At 56.7% G+C, this 25,869-nt stretch carries 13 protein-coding genes and 1 other RNA gene; 2 read left to right on the top strand and 12 right to left on the bottom strand.

The genetic code is table 11. The annotated features are described in order from the left end of the window. Positions 1 to 39: 39 nt before the first annotated feature. From HY962_12455 to HY962_12415, 9 genes are all read right to left on the bottom strand, one after another. Complete coding sequence (locus HY962_12455) at positions 40 to 3,267, bottom strand: hypothetical protein (GenBank protein ID MBI5647732.1); 3,228 nt, start codon at positions 3,265 to 3,267, stop codon at positions 40 to 42. A 185-nt stretch (positions 3,268 to 3,452) separates the two neighbouring features. Beyond that, entirely contained in the window at positions 3,453 to 4,010 is a 558-nt protein-coding gene (locus HY962_12450) for a hypothetical protein (GenBank protein ID MBI5647731.1), read from the bottom strand. A gap of 279 nt (positions 4,011 to 4,289) precedes the next feature. Next, positions 4,290 to 4,523, bottom strand: coding sequence for a hypothetical protein (locus HY962_12445; protein MBI5647730.1), 234 nt, complete (start codon positions 4,521 to 4,523; stop codon positions 4,290 to 4,292). Positions 4,524 to 5,089: 566 nt separating this feature from the next. After that, a complete protein-coding gene (locus tag HY962_12440; protein MBI5647729.1) occupies positions 5,090 to 5,917 on the bottom strand; it encodes a hypothetical protein in 828 nt (275 codons plus the stop codon). Positions 5,918 to 6,079: 162 nt separating this feature from the next. Continuing rightward, positions 6,080 to 7,987 carry a hypothetical protein gene (locus tag HY962_12435; protein ID MBI5647728.1) on the bottom strand — a complete coding sequence of 636 codons (1,908 nt, stop codon included), beginning with the start codon at positions 7,985 to 7,987 and terminating at the stop codon, positions 6,080 to 6,082. Positions 7,988 to 8,724: 737 nt separating this feature from the next. Next, complete coding sequence (locus tag HY962_12430) at positions 8,725 to 9,075, bottom strand: hypothetical protein (GenBank protein MBI5647727.1); 351 nt, start codon at positions 9,073 to 9,075, stop codon at positions 8,725 to 8,727. Further along, the gene (locus HY962_12425) at positions 9,072 to 11,348 is read right to left on the bottom strand and encodes a hypothetical protein (GenBank protein ID MBI5647726.1); all 2,277 of its coding nucleotides are present in this window, start codon (positions 11,346 to 11,348) and stop codon (positions 9,072 to 9,074) included. Before HY962_12425 ends, HY962_12430 begins: the two co-directional genes overlap by 4 nt. 199 nt (positions 11,349 to 11,547) lie before the next feature. Beyond that, entirely contained in the window at positions 11,548 to 12,978 is a 1,431-nt protein-coding gene (locus HY962_12420; protein MBI5647725.1) for a trypsin-like peptidase domain-containing protein, read from the bottom strand. A gap of 330 nt (positions 12,979 to 13,308) precedes the next feature. Next, positions 13,309 to 14,259 carry an NmrA/HSCARG family protein gene (locus tag HY962_12415; protein ID MBI5647724.1) on the bottom strand — a complete coding sequence of 317 codons (951 nt, stop codon included), beginning with the start codon at positions 14,257 to 14,259 and terminating at the stop codon, positions 13,309 to 13,311. A gap of 2,045 nt (positions 14,260 to 16,304) precedes the next feature. On the opposite strand from HY962_12415, the gene HY962_12410 reads away from it, so the two are divergent. Continuing rightward, positions 16,305 to 17,618 (top strand): T9SS type A sorting domain-containing protein, encoded by a 1,314-nt coding sequence (locus HY962_12410; GenBank protein MBI5647723.1) that lies wholly within the window; start codon positions 16,305 to 16,307, stop codon positions 17,616 to 17,618. A 197-nt stretch (positions 17,619 to 17,815) separates the two neighbouring features. On the opposite strand, the gene ssrA is transcribed toward HY962_12410, so the two are convergent. Beyond that, positions 17,816 to 18,169, bottom strand: a transfer-messenger RNA (tmRNA) gene (gene ssrA, locus HY962_12405). Between the two features lie 675 nt (positions 18,170 to 18,844). Further along, entirely contained in the window at positions 18,845 to 21,274 is a 2,430-nt protein-coding gene (locus tag HY962_12400) for an AAA family ATPase (protein ID MBI5647722.1), read from the bottom strand. Between the two features lie 337 nt (positions 21,275 to 21,611). Between HY962_12400 and HY962_12395 the strand changes: the two genes are divergently transcribed. Next, complete coding sequence (locus tag HY962_12395) at positions 21,612 to 24,194, top strand: heparinase II/III family protein (protein ID MBI5647721.1); 2,583 nt, start codon at positions 21,612 to 21,614, stop codon at positions 24,192 to 24,194. Positions 24,195 to 24,752: 558 nt separating this feature from the next. On the opposite strand, the gene mazG is transcribed toward HY962_12395, so the two are convergent. Continuing rightward, a complete protein-coding gene (gene mazG / locus HY962_12390; GenBank protein MBI5647720.1) occupies positions 24,753 to 25,514 on the bottom strand; it encodes a nucleoside triphosphate pyrophosphohydrolase in 762 nt (253 codons plus the stop codon). Positions 25,515 to 25,869 lie beyond the last annotated feature (355 nt).

The following is a 25,869-nucleotide window of genomic DNA, read 5'->3' as shown; positions in this document are numbered from 1 at the left end:
CGAGAATGCGAACACCTTCTGATGCCCTCTGCGAGATTCTCAGCGGACCACCGTCACCGGCCTGCTGTGCACTTCACCGCCAGAACTGACCACGATATGATACAATCCGCTGCGCAGTTCGCGGGTCCACGGGATGTCGACCCCATATACGCCGGCTTGGAGGTCCGTTTCTGCGAGCGTGTAGAGGATGCGGCCAAGTGCATCGGCACAACGCACGGTGTGGCGCCCTGCCTGGCCGATGTGCAGTTCGACACGCAGCGTCGTGCCCGCGGTCAGGGGATTCGGGTGTATGCTCAGAATTTCGAATGATCGTACGTGCTGTTGAAGCCGCGGCACGCCGACCAACCCCTTCGGATTAATGAGGAAGGTGTCGCGGGAGGAGACGGGGATCAGCGGAGTGATGTCGATGGTGAAACCTGCGGGGATCGGACCGGCCGTCGTATCACGATAGTACCAACCCGCATACTGAATGTCGAACGATGCCGCGCCGGAAAAGAGCGGCTGCGTTGTATACTTTGTGTGCGGCGTTTCCTCATACGTCGAAGCGAAAACAAACAGGTATTCGCGATCGCTCTCGGCAATCGGATCCCAGGTGTTGTTCTGCCGCGGACTGCCCTTCTGTTCAACAAAACCGATGTTCACCTGGCGTGGGTGTGTGCTGTCGCTCATATCCCAGGCGGTAAAGGGTACAGGGTGGTAGCCCGCATACCCGTAATTCGGCGAGCCGCCACGAAGATACATGTACGCGCGCTGCGAACGCGACGTATCGAAAACGATACGCATCGGCAGTTGATCCCACCATCGCACCGTTGTACCCCAGCCCCACCGCAAGCCCGTTTCCATTTGCACAGTGCTGTTGAGCCACAGATTTGCAGGTGTGTACAGTGTCACGACGTCTATATACGACTGGTCATTCTGATCCCATCGGATCGGAAACCCGCGCGTGCTTCCTGCTGTGAGCTTCCAACCGTGTGTTGCAGGAAACGTGTGTGCCTGCCAGTCAGGCAACGCTTCGTGAGTGATGAGTGTATCTCCTGTGTCGAGATCGGTGATGCTCACCGTCGCCTGCGCGAACATGGTGTCCTTGCGTTGCACGGTGACGAGATACGTGTGTTTGCGTAATAGTCCCCTGTCGGTAACACGCCATCCCAGTGTCCCGAAGGCGTGTCCCGACACGTGTACGGCAAGCGAATCCACGGGCGCTTCGGTATAATCCTCTATTGCGACACGGAAGGTATCGCACCAGCACTGGTTCGATGTGTCCGACATGCCGAACGTTACATCAAACATATCACCCCCTCGTGTTTTCTCCGGCACATCCAGACTCAGATAACTCGACGCAATGTCCTTCAGATACGGGATTGTGTACAATTCTCCCGCACCGATCGTATCCTTCACCCTCAGCGGCGGGTACCGCAGATCAAGATCCTGATTGTATACAATGCGGAGTGGGCCCACGGCCGAAGTCCCCGCGTTCTCGAGGCTGACACCGAAGCGGACGTTTTCGCCCGGATTGACATGTCCGTCGAAATTCCTGTGATCCGACTGCACTGTCATTCCCGCCACACGCAGCGGTCCGGTGAGCGGCAAGCAGCTTGTCACCGGCCAGTCGGTGCTCTCGGTCCCGGCATACTGCGCGCGCACGAGACAGTCAACTCCGTACGCTTCGCGTGGAAGATCCATGCTGCCTGCAAATCTGCCGTCCCCGGCATTCCCGTCGCCGTGTGCCCCGTCGTCATGCAGGGTGAACTGTGCGTTGATGTTGCCGTCCTTTCGTGTGAGCAGCACCGTGGCGCTGTCGGCCCGCGGAATATGGCCCGATACGGCGACACGCGCGGTGGCCGGAGTAGGATATTCGACCGTCGCATTCAGTTCAGGGATGAGAATGCCGTAGCGCGCGATCCGGTGCTGCGCGCGCAGGATGTCGGCATTGTGCCGCAGCCAGGTGATCTCGTGCCGGCCATGCCAGCCATGTGTGAAGAGATTCGCGAACACAACCTCCTGCACGGCACCGGGCGCCATGTCGAACGGTCCGGAACTCATGAGACTGCGGTAATCGCCCGGCCCATACGCGCGCCCTCCATACCACCCGCGCTCCGTGACGGGATCGCCGGCGAACGTGAAGGAGGTTACGCGTCCGGTCCAGGCGTCAACCTGCGGAAGTCCAGTTGCGACCAGACCGCGCAGATTGTTATACATCTGCTGCGCACCGGCCGGGTGCCCAAGCATGGGATCGCGGTAGACGCCATCGGCGTTGTAGTAGAAGGTGAATCCGGTGAGCGGCAGATTCCGGAATCCCTCACGGAAGCTAAAATCCCACACGGCGCGTGATCCGGCCTGCGGAACGACGGGGCCTTGCACCATCACGGTGCCAAATGCGGGTGCGTGTCCATAGATCGCATCACTCAAATACCCGTTATAGCTGTACATCATGTCTCGCACTGTGTCGCACCCGATCAGGTCGTCGCTGGCGTCGCCGATGTCGGTGTCGGCCCAGCGACCGAGGTACATACCCGTGATGAGCTTTGAGGATTTGTTTACGATTCGGTGTCGGACGAAGATGGTCTGCGGAAGAATCTCCGTGGAATCGGAGGTCCACAGCAGTGTCTGTACTTCGATACCGAGCGGTTTCGATCCGTAGACGCTGTATGTGCGTACGGAATCCATGTCGTTCGACACGGTCCAGGCGAGGTGTTCGCCGACAAAAAACGGTGAATCGGATGCAGCAGTGTCGGCGAGCCAGGCGTCGAAATTCGGATCGTACACGCCGTTGGCATTCCTGTCCACCCAGGGTGCCCCGAGAAGCGCCGGCCAGACCATGAAGTCTGTGCGAAGCCGCGACTGCTCATCCTGCGGGAGCCGGTGGAAGACGCTGCTGTTCATTCGCCGCGCCCGGTAGATGCGATGGGTGGGATCCGTCGGATCCGCGGGACGGCCGTTGGCGAGTATGGGTCCCGCCTGAAAACCGATCCTGAAGGGCGAACCGCTGACCCGTGTTTCACCCTCCACCTTTCCGCCGATGATGACGGTTTCCCAGAACATCAGGCGTTTCCCCGATCCCCGCGGCCACCCGAAGCCGTTGTACGGGGTGACCGGGTTGGACGCGAACGCGCCATTGTTGGATACCCAGTACGTCACTGTGTTCGATGTGAGCGTGTCGTACACATCGTTGGTGGTGGTGCGTGCCGGGACCGATTGGGCCGGTTCGTGCGATTGCGCCAGACCGAGTGTGGAAACGACGCAGAGAAATATCACGATACGTTTCATGCCTTCACCTCAGGTTTGAACGGCCTTCCACCTCTTCGCGCCGGACGATGGATTCCGACGCGGCAACTCGGCTCCAGGACTGCAGTGTAGACGAACTTCCTTGAATCTCGTCTCCATCGCTCGATCAACACGTCTGCCTCAGCAACGTATCAAAGACATCCCGCGAAAGCAACTCCCGCCGATCTCTACAGCCGGATCCCGACGCCGAGATAGAGATGGATCGTACTTTTCTCCCGCGAGGAGAAAGCATGGCTTCCTGCTTCGGCGTAATGATTACGAGAGCTCAGCTCCGCGCGGAGAACCAGTTGCGGCCCGGCGACGTAGAGAAAACCTGTACCTAAACTGACAACGCTCCCGAACAGATCCGCCCCAAGTTCCTCGCCTATGACCGTGACAAGCGGTGCGGAGTAGTGCGTCGATAAACCGACTCCGCCACGCACATACACCGCGAGGGTAGAGTCGATGACGGGCGCCGCGAGCATCAGATGCGGGATAAAAAGAAACGCGAGTTCGGTCGTTTCGAATTCTCTATACTGAGGCGTGGGCGTAGGGACTCGGGAGATCGGCGTTGTCTTATTGTAGAGGACCCCGCACTCCACCTCAAAGGCGACATTCCTGCTCACCCAGATCATCGGAATGACGGATGCCGACACCTCCACAATTTTATCAGTCGAGGAGCCCGTCCCGTCCACAGAATGGTAGTAGCCCGACACCTCACCTGTGCCGGCTGTGCCCTGTGCCATCAAACACACGGTTCCAGCCTCGAACTGCGCAAAAACCGTGGAGGGGCAGAGCGACCACACAAGTGCTCCGCTCGCGAGCACGAAAACAAACATCCGTCTCCATGCACCCACCCTTGTACGTCTGTCAACCATGAGACACCTCTGAGATTGCAATAGTGAATTCAGCGGAGATGCTCCTATTTACGAGCGTGGCACGATGTAGCCACAAGGCAGCACCCGAATTCGCAGGCGACAATCAGCAACGTATCACACACCTCGAACGAAAACAATTGCGGTCAATCAAAGAAGCGCGATGAGCTCAGCAATTGCCGATAATGCGAGGACAGCAAGAACGACGACACCAACACCCACAGCACTTGCGACCACAACGCCGGCGACAAAACCTGGATTTACCTCCTGGGTGCGGACGAGATCAATCGCCTGCATGGGAATCAGCAAAGTGTCGCCCCGACGAAACACCTGCGACTCGTCGTGCAAGACGATGTGTATGGCCTCGGACATGTCCAGACCCATCGCGCCTGCCTCGCTTGCCGTGAGAGGTAGCCGACCTCCGTCAGCGTCACGTGAGTTCTGATACACAACCTTACCCGCCAGCGTGTCACCGCGCGTACCGATATTTCGAAAAACCTCATTCCTAAGAAGTACGTAGTTCCTTCCTGCAAAAACTCCCGAACCTGGCAGATGTTGTACCTCTCGTGTCGGTGAGCAGGCGACGATAAGGGACCCGACAGAAAGAAGCAGTCCGATAGAGTAAACGGTGTTCTTGAACCGATTGGAATTCATGACTGATACCCAGATAGACGATTTTGCGACATCTCTTTACCCTTGAGGTTCTTCCCGTGCGTTTTCGTCCGACCCGTTCGGGGGCGATGATGCGTAAACGGCGCACGCCGGAGTGCAGGTCTTACGTCGAGACGCCGTGTTGATGATCTTTCGTGGCCGTATTATCATTCGCAGCGTACATTCGTCACGCAAAAACGGTTTTCAGAGGTTTCACAAGCATGCATAGCACGACAATTATGTTATAAAAGATTTTCAATATGTTTGCCGTTGATGTATTTGGTTCCGTCTATCAGGCCTTACTCATTCATGAATTTTGAGCGGGACGACGATATCAAGGATAGTACCTTTGATAGAGGAGTGCTCCCTCCAAACCCGAAGAATTCCTTTGGGTCCAGTATCTGGCCTCCAACAATTTCGAAAACCCCTGCCGTTTCTATTTTGAACCTTCCTGTTCGTTTAGTTATACCACTCAATCTTGTGTTAAATGATTTTTCATCATTCGGGAAGTCATGAATGAATACCAAATAGCTTTTCATAGGTTCTACAATTGATGGTGGAAACATATGCCACCAACGGTCTTGAAGTGGTCGCCTATCTGAGTAGAACCAAGAAAAACCAATACATCTTTCATTCGATCCGGGTTCCCCGCATTCATCGTATTGCACATCGCCCTTTAGCACACTGTCAATGATCCCAAAGGCGCAATACTCAATTCCTGTATCCGGACCAATGATCCTTTCTTGGGTATATATCGATTGAACAGATGCAGTGTACACTCTACTGCAATTCAGCATGAGCAAATCTATAAATGTTAATGTAAATCGTCGTGCATACTCCTCTATGACTGCCATACCGAGCTGCAATATTCCGATTTTATAAAGTGGATTTGCCGCTGCTTCAAATCTGTGCTTTTCTAAAGCTAACGGATTGTAAGAGTGCAGTCTATAATAGTATTTCATAGCCATCTTCACAGTGTCGTCCGATGTATGTCTTAGAAACGACTCTACAGCATCAATATTCATCGTCCTGCATACACTATCGGATGCGATCCAAGACATCATTACGTCATATGGCATATTTGACGTGATAGGCGGTAAAGCTCCGAGGTTGCCGACGTCGAGCATTGAGCAATCCTGTTGATTTCTTGAATACCGACTTGTCTGTGCATACGTCACAATGGAGGGAAAAGCAAGAGTAGTTATAAGAATCACTAGCATTACCTTCACGTTATTCACCTTAGTAACTGACGAGAATCCAACATCTCAGAAAATCAACGCTCAACAGTATTAACGGATCACCGTGAACACGGCAACACGATGGTCCATGCCAGATGATATTATTATGCTATAGACTCCAGAGTGATACTTCGTAACATCTATGACTCGCGTCCCTGTAAATGCATCATTTTCATAGGTTCGCGTTTCCATAATTCGCCCATCAACACCCACTACTCGAACGGCAATAGTCCGTTCCTTTGCCCAAGTGAGATCCAGAGTAAGTTGGTTTGAGCACGGATTCGGATAAAGGATCTGGTGGGAATCAAAAGATCCATTTTCTGGTTCAGATGCAAAGGTCTGCACTGCGTCAGTTGTGTAAACGCCGCACTCGGTACCAATCAGCAGTTTCCTCGACTTCTTGTGCCATGTTATATATGATATGTTTGGAGATACCACGCCATCCGTATTGATTTCGCTCCATGAGCGTCCACCATCAATAGTCCTATAGACGCCGCCCTTTTCCAAATACATCCACTTCTCCGATTCTGGCCGTTCCGCAACAGTAGAAAGATAGATCGCTCCTACTGCCGTATCAACCGCGATACTCGTCACTCTGCCAAGACAATGCGGGAGTGAGCGGTCCTGCCATGTGATACCATTGTCAGACGAAACGAAGAGGCCGTTATCGGTCAGGAGAAGCGATATTCTAACCGTATCTGCGGTCTGAACGATGAAGGATATTGGAAGTCCGTGAACACCATTTGTGGGAACCTGCTTCCATGTGCGGCAATCATCATCTGTGCGGTATAGTACTGTAGGCCCAATAGCCCAAGCACGACCCAGTATATACAGTCTTTCCTTGACGCCCGGGTCAAATGATATTCCAGCAACATACAAATTAAGCTCTCGCGAAAGATTCGGAGGATAAAATACTTGGTCCTGTGTCGACTTCACTATATCGCTGTCGTGTATCCTCCATAATGAACGATCACCTCCGTAACACATACCAGCATCTAATGGATGATAGCTTAGACGGCAGCCAGGTATTGAAAATGTAGTCTTTTCCGTACGAACGTCGTGCTCCAGGATTGTAACAGTTTGATAAAGAATATTAGCGATGTAAGAGACCTCGCCATTCGGACGAGCCGGTGTGTATCTCACTGCGCCGTATGCATTGAGAAGTCTATCAATCCTCCTCTTCCACGTCCCATTCGGATCAGCGGATGATCTGATGCTGTAATCCGTAGCGATAAACACTTCTTCACCTCGTAGATCAGATACCGCATCGCGGACTCGTAGCGTATTAACATCCAATACTTGTGCACTAGAATCGACTATATTATACAAGTAAAGACTATCACCGATCTGACATAGGAGGAGGCTGTCTGGTGTATACCATTCTGCATGTACCCCATATCGAGGGTAGGAGTCATGTGACGTTGTGCTTAACAGAGTAAAGGCGTATTGCCGCGTTCCCGAATATCTACACATAATACCAGCCGCCGAGTTCACTGCATATATAGCATTGTTTTTATGCGACATAACATATTGCCGGTTAAATGACCCAAAATGCGGCAATGCATCCGCAGTTTTAATAACGTGCCACGTTAAACCATAATCAGTAGATTCGTACGGACCTACAACATAATATTCATCATGTACTAGGGCAGTATTAATTACTATTACGGACGAGGACTGATATAAAGTCGTCCATGATAAACCTGAATTTGTGGATCTTCTAATAGTTGCAGGCCGGCCGCCCTCTGCGATAATGATCGTATCCCTAGTTGCTTCAGTAAAAATAATTGCCGAATATTCCGAAAAGGGCTCTGGAACTGCATCAGCCAATACCCAGCACGTTTGCATATCTTTTAATACGTATATCCTTCCGTAGCACAGGTATATTTCACCGTTTTTACCGGGGTTTTCCTCAAATTTAGCAGTATTTACCGAACTCGGACTCGGCAGCCCGGTCATCAATCTCCGTACGTTCCAACTAATAAGCGACAACGCGTATATATATTTATTATCGTTGATAATGAGCAAGGTGTCATTGTTGTATAACACTACGCTTGCAATATTGCCAACATTTGCATTATATCGGTAATAAATGTTGTGCCCGGTAATGACATTATGAGAGCATACAGTGCCATTTGTTATAAAATATATAACACTATCACATTTTTTGATTATTTTGCCATTGGCGGAGGGTACATCGGCGTTTATCCATTGCGAGTAGACTGCGTTAGGCACACCTAATCCTATTATCACCAGTATAAAAATATATCGCATATTTATCTCCACATTACGAACAATCTAAAGCAACGTCCGTGACCGGACCCCACTCTTGGGCCCAGTCGTAGTGTTCATCACACCGGCATGATTCCACTTTGGAAAAAGTCTTTGACTGCACTGGACTCCCTGCCACGTCCTCGAACAAGCCGATCGATTCCGTTGTGGGTGACCAGTATCCCAGATTGCAGTGTGGACACACTTCATTAAACTCTCGTCTCCATCGCTCGATCAACACGTCTGCCTCAGCAACGTATCAAAGCCTTCCCGCGAAAGCAACTCCCGCCGATCTCTACAGCCGGATCCCGACGCCGAGATAGATATGGATCGTACTTTTCTCCCGCGAGGAGAAAGCATGGCTTCCGGCTTCGGCGTAATGATTACGAGAGCTCAGCTCCGCGCGGAGAACCAGTTGAGGACAATCACAGCAGCGCGATGAGCGCAGCAAATGCCGATAATGCGAGGACAGCAAGAACGACGGCTCCAAAACCCACAGCACTTCCGACCACAACGCCCGCGACAAAACCTGGATTTACCTCCTGGGTGCGGACGAGATCAATCGCCTGCATGGGAATCAGCAATGTGTCGCCCCGACGAAACACCTGCGACTCGTCGTGCAAGACGATGTGTATGGCCTCGGACATGTCCAGACCCATCGCGCCTGCCTCGCTTGCCGTCAGAGGCAGCCGACCTCCGTCGGCGCCACGTGAGTTCTGATACACAACCTTACCCGCCAGCGTGTCGCCGCGCGTACCGATAAGGTCTTGCGTCAACGCAGCTTGAGCATCAATGCCGTTTCCGACAACGCACGGTCAACGATGCACTGGACAAAATACCTGCCAGAAGGCAGCGTGGCAGTATCGTAGACGATGTGATGCTCACCCGCCGTACGGATGCCAAGATCCCGCGTCGTGACTTCCCGCCCCTGATCATCGAGGATGCTGAGACGGACTGCTCCCGGTTGCGAGAGCCGGAAAGCGAATTCCGCTCTGCCCAGCACAGGCTGCGGAGTGATGGTCAACGATATCCCGCTATCACGACGGCGCAGCAGCGGGCTGCAGGTACCGTCGATGAGTATTGGCAGGTTTGCCGTCGCAAGATTCACCCGGCAGGACGTTTCAAGAAATACGCGGCTGATCCGTACAGAGTCACGTCTGCTCGCATGCGCATCGCGCACGTCGAAGAGCAGCTCCGCGAGGCGCGAACGCGCCTCTGCCGCACGGCCGCTGCAGTCCACGGTGAGTCGGTCCGGTGCGTGCGAGATCTCGAGACGGCCGTCGCCGGCGAGCATTCGTTCCCCGTCGATGCCCCGGAACAGCAGCGAAGCGGAGTCGTAGCCAAACTCAAAAGAGAGCGCATACGGCGTCCCGGCATCGATCGGTGGATCAATCACCACAGGCAGCCGCAACGTTCCACCCGTGTGTGGCGACAAAGTCGCCGGACCGACATAGTGCTCGCGCGCGCACGCGAGCAGCGTGAAGTCCACACCACTCGCGCTACGTCCGACGTAGCACAGCTGGGCAAGACGCGCCTCGAGGAAGCGCAGGTGCACGGTACGGTCGCGCGGCGTTTCACGCGCGATCCACGTGGGCACGACCAGTGGACCCGAGGAGTCAAGCGGTTGGATCTTCGGAATCGTCACGCGCAGCAGACCGCCGGCATCGGTGACCGGCAGATGTATACCATGGAACACGCCCTGCTGCGTGTCGAGCCCCGCGAAACGAACGGCAGAGGTGTCGTACTCGATCACCAGATCAGCATCAAGCGTCCTCGCGGGAGACAGGGGATGGGATACGAGGACGGGTGTCTCAAATACGCTTCCGGATGAAACGACCGGGACGACGGCGAGAGACGCAGCGACGGCCTGCAATGAGTCTGGGCGGACGTCGACGTGCAAGACGTCGATACAGCCTGTCGTGTCTCGTACTGTGATTCTATACGAGCCCGCACTACTCACCCGCAGCACGCGGCCGGTATCTCCCGTCGACCATGTATAGGACAGAAATCCATCACTGGCGACCAGGACGACCGTATCACCCTCGCACAGCGGACGGTTGCCATCAACGCGCAGGGACGATGTCCATCCGCGCACGACCAGCTCTGCTGATCCGCGGCATCCATTTGAATCCGTGACAGTGACGCTGTAGAGTCCGGAAGACGTGACTCTGATGGTGCTCGTCGTGTCTCCCGTGGACCAGGCGTATGCGACGTACGCGGCATCCGTTGTCAGAGTGACGGTATCGTTCGGACAGAGCACACTCCGACCACGTGCGTTCATCTTGACCGAAAGAGACGCGCCATTCGCGCAGCAGCTGAGAAAGGGCAGTTCCGGCACCTCGACGAGACGTACACCAAGAGGCACGCCGTGGTTCCCGTTTCCAGAACGATCCTCATAATTCCCGCAATACGGCCAGTAGCCGATGAGTCCAACCATGTCTGTCGAGGCGAGCATGCTGTCTTTCGCTGCGATAATCTGCTGCTGTGTTCGCTCAACGTTCCAGTACCGGCACTCATCCAAGTAGCCGGGGAGCGCTCCGCCGTCATAGCGGTAGCCTCCCCACGTGAGAGGAACATCCGCGTCGAACGACTGTGGCCAGCCCCACACACAATCGATCACCTCGACGCCATCGATGTATCCGCGCAGACTGGCCTTGTCGCCATTCACGACGATGGCGATATGCTGCCAGGCGTGGGGCTTCAGCTTGACAGCTGCTGATGAGATCGTGAGGACAGACTGGAATGCGATCCGCGCCTCAAATACAAGTACAAGCCGCTGGTCGGCTGATTCGTAACGAAGTTCCCAGTCGTCCCAAGGCGGATGCGTGTGGGCAGATCGTGAGGCGATGACACCCCCGCTGCTGTCCCGTACCCAGCACTCCAACGTGAACACTTCCAAACGCGTGCTCGTCGCTTCCGTGACCGTCAACCCAGCGTTCGCAGGAAGCTCCAAACCATGATCGATCGGCTGTGCAGGTAACGCACGAGATACAAGCAACAGCCCGGCGGCAAGCCAGAGCCGGCAGACGGGTTTCCTCGCATACTCCATAGGTGAATCACTCCGTGATGTCCGTCCTGCGCATTGCACACAAGGTACACATTCCCGTTGCCGGCTCAAACACAGGACTCCGTTGAGCGAAAACCCATCGTGTCATTTACCGTGCACCTACCGATCGAAGTCCCTGTCCATACACAGGGTTCATTCCATCTCGAATTTCACGTTTCACTCTCGATGGTGCAGGCACAGCTCAGAGACTTTTCGACCGATCCCCCGGGATGCCGTACATCTCCAGTACTTTCTGATTCACTTTCCCGGCGATGTTCTTGTCGATGACATACTGCGAGTTATCATCGAAGGTGATTCGAAGCCAGCGGCTGGAGGCGTCCACAAGCTCCACAAAGTGTATAAACGATTTCACGGCGGTGCCATTCACGTGTGTCACCGAAAGCCAAGTATTCGCATACCCCGCGTTCCGCTCATGGGCAAGGACTCTGCTGAGTACGACAATGTCGCGCACCTGTTCTGTCCGGTGCTTCCAATCGTGACGCTGGTGGTATGCGGGTGCGTCGTAGTTCTGCCACCCCTCGTACAGCGCGCGGTTGTGCTGGATGAACACAAGCCCTGCAACGATGATGTACGGCGGTGTGCGGGAAAAACTCCTCGCAGGGACCAACGGCACCGGCACGGGCAACGTTTCACGAAGCTTCACCTCGCGCCCATTGCGCAACACGGTAAGCTGCGCGAGATCACCTGCTTGAAACATGTTCAACAGATGCGACGACGACACGAGGGTTTTGGGACGCAGTTCCACCTTGCCGTTTGAATGTACCGCATGGCCGTCTATCGCGAGTATGATGTCGCCTCGCTGGAGCTGTGATGAATGATTTTCGAGGAAGGGGATGTCGGCTACGAGGATACCGAGATCTCCGTCGGGCGGGAGTCCGAGATATTCCCTCTGCATGGGATTTTCCAGATACTGCGCGCCGATAGGAAGATTCGGAAAACCATCAACACGGCCATCACGCATGTCCACAAGAAAATGCCGGATGAGCAAGGACGGGATGAGGTAGTTCGTGTTCTGAAGGCTCTGCGAACTCATCATGGCCATACCCACAACCTTCCCTTCCGATACGGCAGGGCCGCCGCTGTTGCCGGGATTCACCGGTGCATCCACTTGAACGGCCAGCAGTGATTCACCACTGTGTGAATAGGTTTGCACCTCGATGCGTGAGACAATACCCGACGAATAGCTGATCTCGTCACCGCCGCTCGGGAAACCGATGATCGTCACCTGCTGTTGCACGGCGGGCAGCTCTCCTATTTCGAGAGCCGCGGTGCCGCTGAAGAACGTGGTGTCGTCCACGGCCAACACGGCGAGATCCGCCTGATGAGACACATGTTCCAGACGCGCGGTCACACGTTTCGTTTCACCCGCCCGTTTCACTTGGATGAGTGTGGCAAAATTCACGACGTGGGCATTTGTGAGGATGCGCTTTCCGGCGATGATGAATCCCGTACCGGACGATTCCTCGGGCTGGTTCGGAATCCACGGCTGCCACACCGGCACCGGTGCCGACGTCACAAAGATTTTCACGACGGCGTTGTCGACGTCCTGTGCGGGCAACATGTGCGGCGCGCCGATGCAGAGTGCGAGCAGCAAACACAGCGTGTGTCGCATGGGGTACCTCCCGAGTATGTGTCACGTCAGGAAGTACAAACACCGCGCCAGTGTGCCGCCGCATAATAATACAAGACTTAATGCTCCGCTATTTCTCGCCCCGCGTGCGCCGTATTCACAGTTGCGTGAGAGCCCGGCACAGACCCACAATAAGACACACACCCAGGACCGGTCTTCCATACGGCACGGCTCACTAAACAGCAGTCCGCCAGCGTATGATGCCGATTTTGCGCCGCCCTTCGAATGTCAGGACGGCCCGCTTCCACAAACGGGAAGACCCGCCGGAAGCGTGCCGCCGGCGGGTCTTTCGTCGTGTAGTTCTATGCTCCATCAGTCCATCGGGATTCTCGACACGTTTTTCTCGAGCCACTGATCGAACGTCAACACAGTGGGATTCAATTCACGCACGAGTGCCAGATCGCGCGCGCTACAGTAGAGTTCTTCGAAATCCGCCTTGAACTGGAACATGTTTCCCATGTCGTCTGCACCGGGAAAGCCGAAACTGCGGAACATGTCGGGCGAAACGCTGTTGTAACGGACTTCCTTGCCGAGAGCGCGCGATAACGACGCCGCCATCTGCGCGCCTGTAAGATGCTCACCTGCCACGCCGACGGTTTTACCGACGAATTCCTGACCGTGCTCGAAAATACCATATGCAAATTTCCCGATATCGTCGGAGGCCACCGACGGCATCTTCTTGTCTCCCAGCGGGTACGTAATGCCGAGCGTGCCGTCCTGCCCCGGCTTCGGACCCATACCGAAATAAATCAGGTTCTCCCAGTAAAACGAGGTCAGGAGGAAAGTCGTCGGGATGGCGCGTTCAATAAAGAATTGATTCGCCTCGGCCTTCGAGTCGAAATGCGGAACCTTGTAGCTGCCGTTGAGCGTGGGCATGCGAGTATCGCTCAGAGGCACATGCAGGCGCACATCCTCGAAGGTGGACCAGATTGCATGGGCGATGCCCGCATTTTTTGCCGCTTCCGCCATATTCATCGCGTCGGCCTTCTCCTTTTCGGGCGAGAAGTGATCCCAGAAAAATGTGACACAATACGCGCCATAGGCACCTGCAAATGCGCGCTCGAGACTCGCGAGATCGGCCACATTCGCCTCGACCACCTCGGCGCCGGCGGCTGCGAGCGCCTTTGCCTTCTCGGAGTTGATATCCCGCGTGATGGCGCGTGCTCGGAAGGGCCCGTCAGGATTGTTGAGAATCGCCCGGACCAGCCCGCCGCCCTGCGCTCCCGTGGCACCAACGACTGCAATGATTTTTTTATCAGACATTTTTATCCTTTGTATGATCTTAGGTATCAATCGAAGTGCACCGCCGATGACGTGCTTTGATCCGCGTTTGGATCTGGAATTCACCAGTGTGCACTGACACTTCAACACCCTGCTGTGAAAGCTTGGTTCCCCGAAGGAAGAGGACGTATCGAGACGCGCTGTCCCGGCTGGCACGGGAATCGGCGTGTGTGGTTCAGGATGCACATCTCGTGGTACAGAACATTTTCCCGAACACGACCCCGCGGCGGTTGATGCGGCGCGTTTCTTTTTTCCATCACTGGGAGATGCCGAGTACCGCGCAGATTTCACGCATACCGATCTGGCTGTGGATATGGGTTCAATGCCAGAATCTGACGAAACAGCTTTATCACGCCCTGAGAACACCCTGATTACGCGCGTATCCGGTGCATGGGATAATAACCTCATTGTCACCCTTTCCGATGGACGGAAGGTTCGCGCCGTGAAACTATCCAGCGAAACGCCAATCCTCTGCCCGTTTCACAACGATATCACGGCCTCAGCATTTGTACATTTTTCCGAGCACAGCGGAAATCACTTCATATACTGTAGTTCATGTTCGAAAACCTTTTGGCATACAGAAGATGATGCCGTTCTCGAGCGTCGGCTACTCCCATTCTGGTCCGTTGGAAAATCTGTGTATGAAGCGGGATTCACAGGCGATTGGCGCGTACGTCAGCGTCATGTCGGTTCTGCCAACGGAGGAATTCGAGAAGAAAGGCCCAGGCCGGGAGCCACGATATTCGAATGGGATAGCTCTCGCTGCAACTACGCCCAACCCGTTTCGGAACAGTGTTTTGATAACGTTCAGTCTTGCTGATAGATTCGAAATATCGTTATAATTATCCAACGCAGTCGGTCGGACGATGGAGACACTCGATCATTGGCTCTTCGATGCAGGCACGCACACTCTTCGGATCACCGCAGGGGATCACCCCTCCGGTGTGTACTTTGTCCGGCTTCTCACTCCAAGCGGCAGCGCAGCACGAAGGGTCATTCTGACGAAGTGAATCCCCCATTCCACGCGGGGATTTTCCACTCCCGCAGTTCCGTTCACTCGGATTAGAAGTATGATCAGATCTACGATTATCTCGGTTTTGACACTCTTGTTGTGCTTGTCTTCCGCTTTCCCGGTGCGGGCGCAAACACGCTGGACGCCTCTGGGCATTTACGGGATATCGAACGCGGCCCTTGCTTTTGATGTGAAGACAAATACCATCGTCGTGACGAGTTTCGGCACCGTTGCCACATGTTCGGATGGCGGCAAAACATGGAAGCATCAACCGTACAGCTTCAATCCGTGGTACCCTACTATTCATCTTGTGTCGACGGATTCGTTTCTCGTCACTTCGTACTGGTACGGTGTACTTGCGACCACGGACGGCGGAAGAACGTTTCGCGCGAAGTGCGACGGCTTGCCACAGCGCGAGTCTCGGCTACAGTCTCTAACGGGAAATCCCCGGAACGCATCCGAGGTTTACCTGTGCAGTGGAGACGTATATCGCACAACCGATTTCGGCGATTCGTGGTCCCTCCAGACGGCCGGCATCGCGATTGGTAAGGCGTTTTTCCGGCTGGGGATATCACCAGTACATTCGAATTATATGTGTGTCGTAAATGATTTTCAAACGGAACCATGCATATCCTTCGACGGCGGAAAGTCCTGGCCCAGGAGTCGGATATTGGCCCCGTTTGGAGGCGAAGTGTTTAAAATTGTCATAACGCCCAAGGGAAACATTTACGCCGGGGTATGGATGAGCGCGGATTCCGGATTATCCTGGCGCCGGATTACTACGCTTGTCACAGATATCAATGAAGATGACTTGGTTACATGTGTATCAGACTGTGTCTACAATCCGCATGACAGCATGGTGTACATCTCCGAATGCGACCGAAGCGGCGTCTTTCGCGCTCGGGATGGGGATACACTCTTTACCTCCACTCCACTTTCATGCGCGTATGCTTATGACCGGGTTGGTTCTGAACTTGCCGTCGATCCGGGCTCGGGCACCCTGTTCGCGGCGATTATGGATTCTCTTTACAAATACAACTCCAACGTGTACGAATGTGTATCGAACGGTTTGTTCACCGTCCCGGTTCCGTCCATCCGGGCGAATCCGCGCGATGACAATTTCATGTTGGCAGGCAACAACTATTATTTCTTGAAAAGCAGCAACGGAGGAAAAACCTGGAAGGAGCTGGCGGACGGCTGGGGTTCGGCTAACGGACATTTCGTTCAATACTCTCCGAGCGTGCCGGGTCTGGCCGTCATGGGCGCCGAAGGTGGAGCGTATCTGGGCTTCATGCTCGATTCAGGCGATTCGGTTCACGGCATCTTTGTCAAGGAACCGATCTGGGGGCAGGCGCGCTTCGACCCGTTCAACGGGCACGATCTGTACCTCGGCGGCGCGGGTACACTGCTTCGTCTGAACGACAGTCTTCTGCTCGGGAACCCGAATTGGGAGATCTCCCCCGAAAAAGTGAACAGCGATCATTTCATTCATCGGTTCGAGTTCGATCCGAACAACGACGGTATCCTGTATGCCATCACCCACGACAACACGATTGTCCGGTACCGGGACCGCGGACGAACATCGGAGGTGTTGTTCGACTCCCTTCCTTCGGATGTTCCGTATCTCACCTCGGTCGCTCTGAGCAAGGGGGATTCAGCGCACGTCTATGTCGGTTCCACCATGGGATGTTTCGTCAGTTCAGACACGGGCCGCACATGGACTCTTCGTACGGAAGGAATGGGAAGCACCTTTGTGCACGCATTACTCGCCGACCCCGACCACCCCGGTGTCGTATACGCAGGCATGTGGAACAACTGCGGATTCGGACCCGGCGAGGATGTCGATTGCCGGGGCGGCATAAACGTGACAACAGATTATGGACGCACCTGGCATCCGATGATCGATTCGGGACTGTTCAATTGGAACATTCTGGATATCGAGTTGTTACACAAGCCACGCCGCCTTGTGGTCGGCACACAGTGCGGGGCCTACGAGTTCGTACTTCCCGATATTTCCCCAGTACAGCCGCGACCGCCGTCTGAAGCCGTACTTTTTACACTCGGACAGAATTACCCGAATCCATACGGGAGAGCACGCGGCGATGGAACGGTGATTCCGTTTTATCTTGCAACGAATGCGCACGTGAACCTTCGCGTTTATGACGCTCTCGGTCGAACCGTCGCGATCCTTGTTGATGGGTATGTGCATGCAGGGTATCATCAAAGCGCCCTTTCAGCCCGGACAGCCGGAATCCTCCGACCGGGAGTGTACGCCTATGAACTTCTCGTGAATGGCGAAAAGACGGTACGGAAAATGATCGTTCAATAGCGCGAACATTGCAGCACATCCCATTTTCACCCGCATGACACTCTCCAACAGCCGGTGTTCTGCATTTCTACGATCACCGGCTGTCTAAAAAGTGTCCGACCTTGAGTCCAACACGCCCTACGCGTCCGGATCGTGAGGACTGGCAAATACAATAATAACAGGGCAGATCGTATTAGACCTGCCCTGGTCGTACTAAGCTGTGGAGATGGGGGGAGTCGAACCCCCGTCCGAAGAGAAGACTCCGAGACGTCTACATGCGTAGTGTGTCTTTTACATTCGCTGACTGTGCCTCCGGCACACAGGATACATCAGTCGGCTATTCCGGAGATGGGTTTCGGATTCTTCCCCGGACGCTGGAATCCTATCCTGTCTTTGGCGTCGCCCCATCCTTCAGCCGACAGTCAGGCCTCGGGGGGACGTGGTCACCGTTTAGGCGGCCAGTGCGTAGTTATAGTTGGCAGTTAATGCCTTGCCGTAAGATTAACGTGCTTGCGACAGGCACGGCACGCAGTCGCGGACATCCTGCCCCCCGTCGAAACCGGAGCATCCCCGCTTCACGGAACATACCGCTTTGAGGCAGACAAAACCAAATTGAACGTTACACGTTGACACGGTACACGGTGAAGGTAGCAAGGTAGCAAAGTAGCAAAGTAGAATGGCGAGCCGGCGTACGTCGCGCTTCGATTCCCCACTCCCTACTCCCCACTCCCTACTCCCCACTCCCTACTCCCTACTCCCCACTCCGCCGCACCTCGACAAGCTCGGCAGAACACAGTTCCTTCTGTCCCGCGGATCGCGCGGTGTAACTTTGTTCGTGACACGCTTGTCATTCCTGGTTGACTCTCGTGAACGAGCATCCAGATTTTCTGGATCTGTCGAGTTTTCCCTAAAAGGTTGTTTCGATGACTCGTCTTGAGCGATATGAAACGTGTTTGCGATGTGAGCCCATCGCTGGTCACTGCGGTGAATCCTCCAACGCGGTTGATCACACACATCGAATAGGGAACAGGACGCGGTTGGCGTCCGGCATTGCGGTCGCGCTGCTTTCCCCAGCTCTTTGAGGGTGCGCGTGCTTTCCGCAGTACCGAACGACTGCTCTCCCGCACATCCGTTCCGGCAACCCCCTCCCTCGGGAGGGGGTTTTTTTCTTCCCTCTTCCCTCTTCCCCCTTCCCTGTTCCCTCTTTCCCCTTCCCTCTTCCCCCTTCCCTCTTCCCTCTTCCTTCTTTACTTCTTCGCGCGCCTTTTCCGCGACACGGCAAGCAGTTCTTTCAAACGTGCGGCGGCGAGTCCGAACACCGTTCCAGCTTCGAAGTTTCCTTCCTCGTCGCGCGAGCCGGCTTCGACGCCGGTGAGAATTTCGATCCCCTCCTCGATGCGGCGCACTGCGTAGATGCGGAAGCGGCCCGCGCGGACTGCATCCACAACATCGGTGCGCAGCATCAGGTCGGCGACATTTTGCACGGGGATCAACACACCCTGCATGCCCGTGAGTCCGCGCTTGCGGCACACGTCGAAGAAACCCTCGATCTTTTCATTCACGCCGCCGATGGGCTGAATGTCGCCCTTCTGATTTACCGAGCCCGTCACCGCGTACTGCTGGCGGATGGGGATGCCGGAGAGCGCCGAGAGCAGCGCATAGATTTCGGTGGACGAGGCGCTGTCGCCGTCGATGCCCGAGTAGGACTGTTCGAAGGAGAGACTGGCGCTGAGCGCGAGCGGCTGCCGCTGTGCGAAGGTTTCGCGCATGTACCCGGTGAGGATAAGCACGCCCTTGTCGTGCGTGGAGCCCGACATGTGCGCCTCGCGCTCGATGTTGATGATGCCCGCCTCGCCCGCGCCCACGGCCGCGGTGATACGCGAGGGTTTGCCGAAATCGAAACGGTCGCCGCCATACACCGCGAGGCCGTTGATCTGTCCGACACGTTCCCCCTCGACGTCGATCAGCATCACCTCGCGATCGATCATCTCCTGCATCTTGTCCTCGAACAGTCCGTGGCGCTCGCGCATCTCGTCGATGGCCTTGTGCACGTGCTCGGCCATGACGTAGCGGTTGCTGTTTTTGCGGCACCAGTAATGCGCCTCGCGCACGATGTCGGCGATGACGCTGAATTGCGTCGTCAGTTTGTCCTTGCTGTCGGAACGGCGCGCGCCGTACTCGACCACCGCGGCGATGGCCGTGTTGTCGAAATGTTTCAGTCCCTCGTCGCTCACCAGCTTGCGGATCAGCGCGGCGTACTGGTGCACGGCGAGTTCGGTGTTCGGCATTTCGTAGTCGAAGTCGGCCTTCACCTTGAAGATTTTTTTGAAGTCGCGCTCATAGGCCATCAACAGTCCGTAGATCTCGTTATTGCCGATGAGGATGACCTTGAGATTCAGGTCGATGGACTCGGGCTTGATGGCGGAGGCGGTCTGTTGTGTGATAAGATCGAGGGCCTGTATGTCGAGCTTGCGGTAGATAAGCACACGCTGCAGGGCGCGCCACACGCCCGGTTCACTGAGCACGTCGGCCGCGTTGAGCACAAGGAAGCCACCTTGCGCGCGAAGGATGGATCCGGCCTTGATACGCGTGAAGTCGGTGAACCAGAATCCCTGCGTATCCTGCTGCCGCTCGATGGTGCCGAACAGATTCGTGTACGAGGGCGCCGTCTCGATGATCACCGGACACCCGTCGACTCCCTCGTTGTCGATGACGAGGTTCACCTCGTACATCGTGAGATCGGGCTCGTCCTCGCCCTGCCCCCGTTCGCGGAACAGATCGAGATTCGCGAGCACATGATCGATGAGCAGTGCGAGATACTCGGCCACTTTCGCATCGGGGAACAGCTCGAACATCTCGGTAAAGACGAGTTGCACCATGACCGACACAAACATCTTCTCGTGATCCGCGACCAGTTTCTGGTATTCGCGCGAGAGTTGGAGGCCGGCGCGGAACAGTCCCTGCAGCACCTCGCGATGCGCGCGGTACTTTTCCACCAGCGCCTCGGCCTGTTCCTCGGTGATGGTGCCCGCCTGCACTGCCTCGCCGAGGTCGCCGATCATGACGGCCTTGTCCTCTATTTTGACGAGGATCTCGGGATGCACCACCTGTCCTTCCTGCACACGGCCGAGCACAAAACCGTCGGGCGCGATGGTCTGCGAAAATGCCTCGAAGGTTTCGGCCTCACGGCGCCCGTACTCGTCGATGATGGACTGCCGCTTCTTGAGATACTCGTCCTCCTCGAGAGCGCGTGGAATACGCTGACGCAGGACACCTATCGCCTCGGCGAGTTCATCACGGAAACGCGCACCCTGGCCCGCGGGGAAACGCAGAAGGGTGGGCCTGTCCTCGTCACGGAAATTGTGCACGTAACACAAATCCTCGGGAGGTGTACACGGCAATTGGATTTTTTCGAGTATGGTTTGAATCGTGGTGGCCTTGCCGGTGCCGGAGAGTCCGCACACAAACACGTTGTAGCCGGGGCCCACAAGCTCCACACCCATTTGCAGGGCTTTGATCGCGCGTTCCTGCCCGATAATACCCTCCACAGGTTCCACTCCTTCGGTGGTTTCCGCGGGTATAGTTTCGAGGGGACAGGTCCATCGCAGCGTGTCGGCCGGAAGAGCGACGTGAGGCGGAGCGGGACGGAGATCGGTTGGACGCAGCGGGTAGGCCATGAACAGTCGTCCTGAATGAGGAAGGATAGGGTCCGACAAACCTATCTGTTTTTTCCGAAAAACAAAATGGAAATCGACAGTATTCCGCCGGATTTCCCCGCATTGACATACACTTTGATATATTCTGCACGTATTATATGTAATGATTGAAATATTTTCCGATTCGTTCTGTGACTCGTGGGAAATGTCCGAAGATACATCATGGCTCTTCCGAATCGATTCGAGAACATATTGCCTGAAAGTGAGTTACGGCATTCGCTTCTATGGAATTATTTGCAATTGTACGACCGTACTGGCGCAGTTTTTGCATTTTTTCCTCGCATGATACGGAAAGCGCATGAATAGAATCACACGAAGCACATTTTTCCTTGTATTCCTGATCAGTGCCGGACTCCATTCCCAACCCGTATCCGGGTCGGGTCCGCCGGAGCACGTCCTGTATCTGCGCTCCGGGGCCGTGGCCGACATCCCTACACGCGTCCACAGCGATCCCTTGCACAGCGTGCTGTACCGCGGGGTGTATTCCCGGGCAACTGCCGACGGCAGCGGACAGCGTGAACTGGCGCGCATCGCAAAAAGCGCCGCATTTTGCGCACTCATCGGGAGCGACGGCGAGGGCCGGGCGCTAAACGACAGCGCCGTGTCGCTGCTGCACCGCAAAGCCAACGAGCTGCTTTCGCACTTGCAGCCGGGAGTGGTGGCGGGCAGCTCCGACGTTCAATGGCGCGCCGTGGAACTGACACAATTTTCGGAGGCCTACGCGTTTCTTGCCGCGGCGGGCGCGGCCACGGCGGCCTCCGGCGAGGCGCTGAGCGCCTTCGCGGCGCAGGCGCACAGCGCGGCCGCATCGTTTCTCGCGCCGAAAAACAACCTCACACTTAAGCTTGCCGCGGCGGCGGGCACGGCCGCGCTCGCACTCGAACGCGCGCCCGATTCACTCATCCGCGCCCGGGCGGCCGTGTGGCGGGAAGCCGCGTTGCGGCGCATCGAGGACGTCCTGTACGAAACACAGAGCAACAACGGCACGACCGGCTACGCCGAGGGACCGTACTATTTCCGCTACGCCATGCTGCAGGTGCTGCCCTTCCTCGACGCGATGGACGCGCGGCAGAACGAGGCGCGTCCTCCCTCCCCCGCTGCAAATCCCGCCACGGATCCGCGCTTCCTCGCCCTGTGCGACTGGATCACCGCGCTGCGCCAGCCCGACGGACGGCTCCCGGCCTTCGAGGACACGTACATGGACATGGGTTTCCCCGAACTTGCCCTGCTCGGATTTATCGGACCCAGAGATCCGAAATATGCGTGGGTGCATTACCGGCCCGACGGGCGCGCGCTCGACGCGGAGGGCCTTGCGGCGGCGCTCGACGGCACGGCGGATTTCCGCGTCGAATACATCTGCGCGGGCGCGCGGCCGCTCCCCGCAGCCGATGGCACGGCGCTGTGGGCGTCGCCCGCGGCGGGATACACCGTGCTGCGCGGAGGCGGCTCATGGCTGGCGGTGATAGGCAAACACGGCATCGCGCGCACACACGGCTCGGTGCTTGGAAGCGGACACAAACAGGCGAACGAAGGCGCGTTCATCCTGCATGCGCGCGGCGTGTTGCTGGCCATGGAGCCCGGCTACCCCAGCTTCGAACAGCGCGACAGCGTGTTGTACGGCCGCAGTCACAACGTGCTTCTGGTGGACGGGCGAGGTCCCGACAACGTGTCACTCACGCGGGCTCTGTTCGGTTCGGACGCGCACATCGGCGACACACTCTCGGGACCCGGCGTGCAGAGCGCCACCGTGCGTGTTTCGTATGAGGGCGCGCGCATCGAACGCACGTATTGGATGTTCGGAGACGGGACGGTGTATCTGCGCGACGACGCCCGGTCCGAAACCGAACACGTGTTCACACAGCAGATACACGGCAACGGCCTCGCCTCCGCGGGCACGTTCCGGCGGAGCAGCGACGGCGCGGAGGCGCGCTGGACGGCAACTCCCGCGGCGCTTCACACCATCACCGAAAGCGCCGGGGGCAGTCTCTCGGCCGAGGCCGTGGAGCGGCGACATTCTCCCGCGTACCGCACACTGGCCTCACACAGCGCCCACTACATGTCGGTGCGCGGACGCGCGGCCACCATCTTCACCACACTCGCGCCCGAGGGCTGCGGCGCCGATACGGCCGCGCTGTCGCGCGCGCGGGACGGATCCGCGGCTAAGCTCACGTGTGCCCGCGGAGCGGTACGCCGCGAGGCGGCCGCGGGTCAGGAGACGGGCGCGCTCGCGCTTGGCACGGGTCCGGACCGGATTCGCGCCGTCGCGCGCACGCTCTTTGTTGAACGATCGCCCGGCACCCTGCTGCTGGTGTTCGACAGCGCCCGCAGCATTGAAAAAGATGGACGTATCCTTTTCTCCTCCGCACAGCCGTTGCGCGGTCTGCTGCGGATGGAGGGAGACACGATCGAGCTTGTGGCCGACGCGCCTTCACGGACCGATGTATCGCTTGGACTGCGGCGGGAAGCGCGGCGTGTGGAAGGCGCGGGATACACGGGCACACGTGTGGAAGGTGCGATGTTTGTGTTGACGGATGGTACGGGACGTCTCAGCGCACGTATTGAAGCATCGGGTCCGGCGCTCGGCATTTCCGAAATCCGCGGCGATGCGACACGACCGCGCACGGTGTATCCGACGCGGCTGCACGCGGGACAGCCCGCGCTGCTTACCGTCCTCGCGGAGGGCGGCTCCGCGGCACTCCGTCGTGTCGATGTGTATTCGTCGCTTGGTACCGTGCTGTATCAGTCTTCATTTGATGGTGCTCCCGCCGAGGATGGCGGAGTTGTTCATCTGCAGTTGCCCGCGCTTCCCGCGGGGGTGTATTTTCTCCGGCTCGACAACGGGGGGCACAACGAATTTGTGCGGTTGGTAGTGATGCAGTAGGGGTAGATGGGTAGACGGTAGATGGTAGATGGTAGGTTGGTCTACCGGGGCCGTGTGAGGAGACAGGAGGGAGGAGACAGGAGGGAGGAGACAGGAGTCTGTTGCACAGAGATATAATCGGACAACCCCCTCTTTTTAAGGAACGGGTAGATGGTAGTTGGTAGATGGGTAGGTTGGTCTACCGGGGCCGTGTGAGGAGACAGGAGGCAGGAGACAGGAGTCGCTTGCACGGAGGTATAATCGGACAACAACATCTTTTTATAAGGGGGTGGAGCGAGTTCGCTCCCGCTGTCCCGCTGTCGCGCTGTCCCGTTGTCCCGTTGTCCCGTCGCGCTTCGACTCCGCTCAGCGAGACACTATTTCGTTGTTCCGCTCCCGCTGTCCCGCTCTCCCGCTGTCCCGCTGTCCCGCTGTCCCGCTCTCCCGTTGTCCCGCTGTCCCGTCGCGCTTCGACTCCGCTCAGCGAGACACTATTTCGTTGTTCCGCTCCCGCTGTCCCGCTGTCCCGCTGTCCCGCTGTCCCGCTCTCCCGCTGTCCCGCTGTCCCGCTGTCCTGTATCAGGAGGCAGTCTTCGCCTCATCCCACAGGCGGTCCATCTCTTCAAGTGTGGAGGAATAAATATCGCTTCCGTCCTCACGGAGGCGTTTCTCGATGTAGCGGAAGCGCGAGGAAAACTTGTTGATGGTTTTTCGCAGGGCGTCCTCGGGATTGACGTTGACGAAGCGCGCGTAGTTGACGAGCGCAAAGAGCAGGTCGCCGAATTCCTCCTCGATACGATCCTGGGGCATCGAGCCGACGGCCTCCTGAAGTTCACGCGTTTCCTCCTCGACCTTGGCCCAGACCTGATCGCGGTGCGGCCAGTCGAATCCGACCTTGGAGGCCTTGTCCTGTATCCGATGCGCCTTGAGAAGCGCGGGCAGCACGTCGGGCACACCGTCGATGACCGACTCGCGGCCCTCCTCCATTTTTATCTGCTCCCAATTTTTTTTCACCTCCCGCGCGTCCTGCACCTCCACATCACCGAAGATATGAGGATGGCGCCGCACGAGTTTGTCGATGATGGCGCGCAGCACGTCATCGATGGTGAAGCGTCCGTCTCCCGCCGCGATCTCCGCATGGAAGACGACATGCAGCAGCAGATCCCCCAGTTCCGTGCGCAACTCCTCATAGTCCTGATGGTCGATGGCCTCGACCACCTCATAGGCCTCCTCGATGGTATGACCCTTGATCGAGTCGTGCGTCTGTTCCCTGTCCCACGGGCATTCCTTCCGCAGCCGCGTCATGATGGCAAGGAGATCGTCAAAGGTGTATGTGGTCATCTCTGTTTTCTTTCGGCGGTGAACGGCGGTCTGGGGACGAGGAGCTAGTAAGTAGGAGCTAGGAACGGGGAAGTGTGTGCTGCGAACACCAAGATACGAAGCAGGTGTGACAATGCCCCCGCCTACGCGCCTTCGGCGGGCAGACCCGTCGTTTGTTACTCGCTACTCCCTACTCCCTACTCCCTACTCCCTACTCCCTACTCCCTACTCCCCAGTCCCGCTGTCCCGCTCTCCCGCTTTTATGTTAACACACAAGAGCACGAGAGTTTTTTCTGTTATTTCTTTTTCACTCATAACTCGGACTGGCTGGGGCGGCGCAGGGCGGGCTCGGGTGAGACGTTCGGCAGAACGGCGG

The sequence above is a fragment of the Ignavibacteriota bacterium genome, assembly GCA_016218045.1.
Taxonomy (GTDB): domain Bacteria; phylum Bacteroidota; class Ignavibacteria; order SZUA-365; family SZUA-365; genus JACRFB01.
The sequence above is the reverse complement of the archived record's forward strand: the minus strand, read 5'-3'. Positions and strand labels throughout refer to the sequence as shown.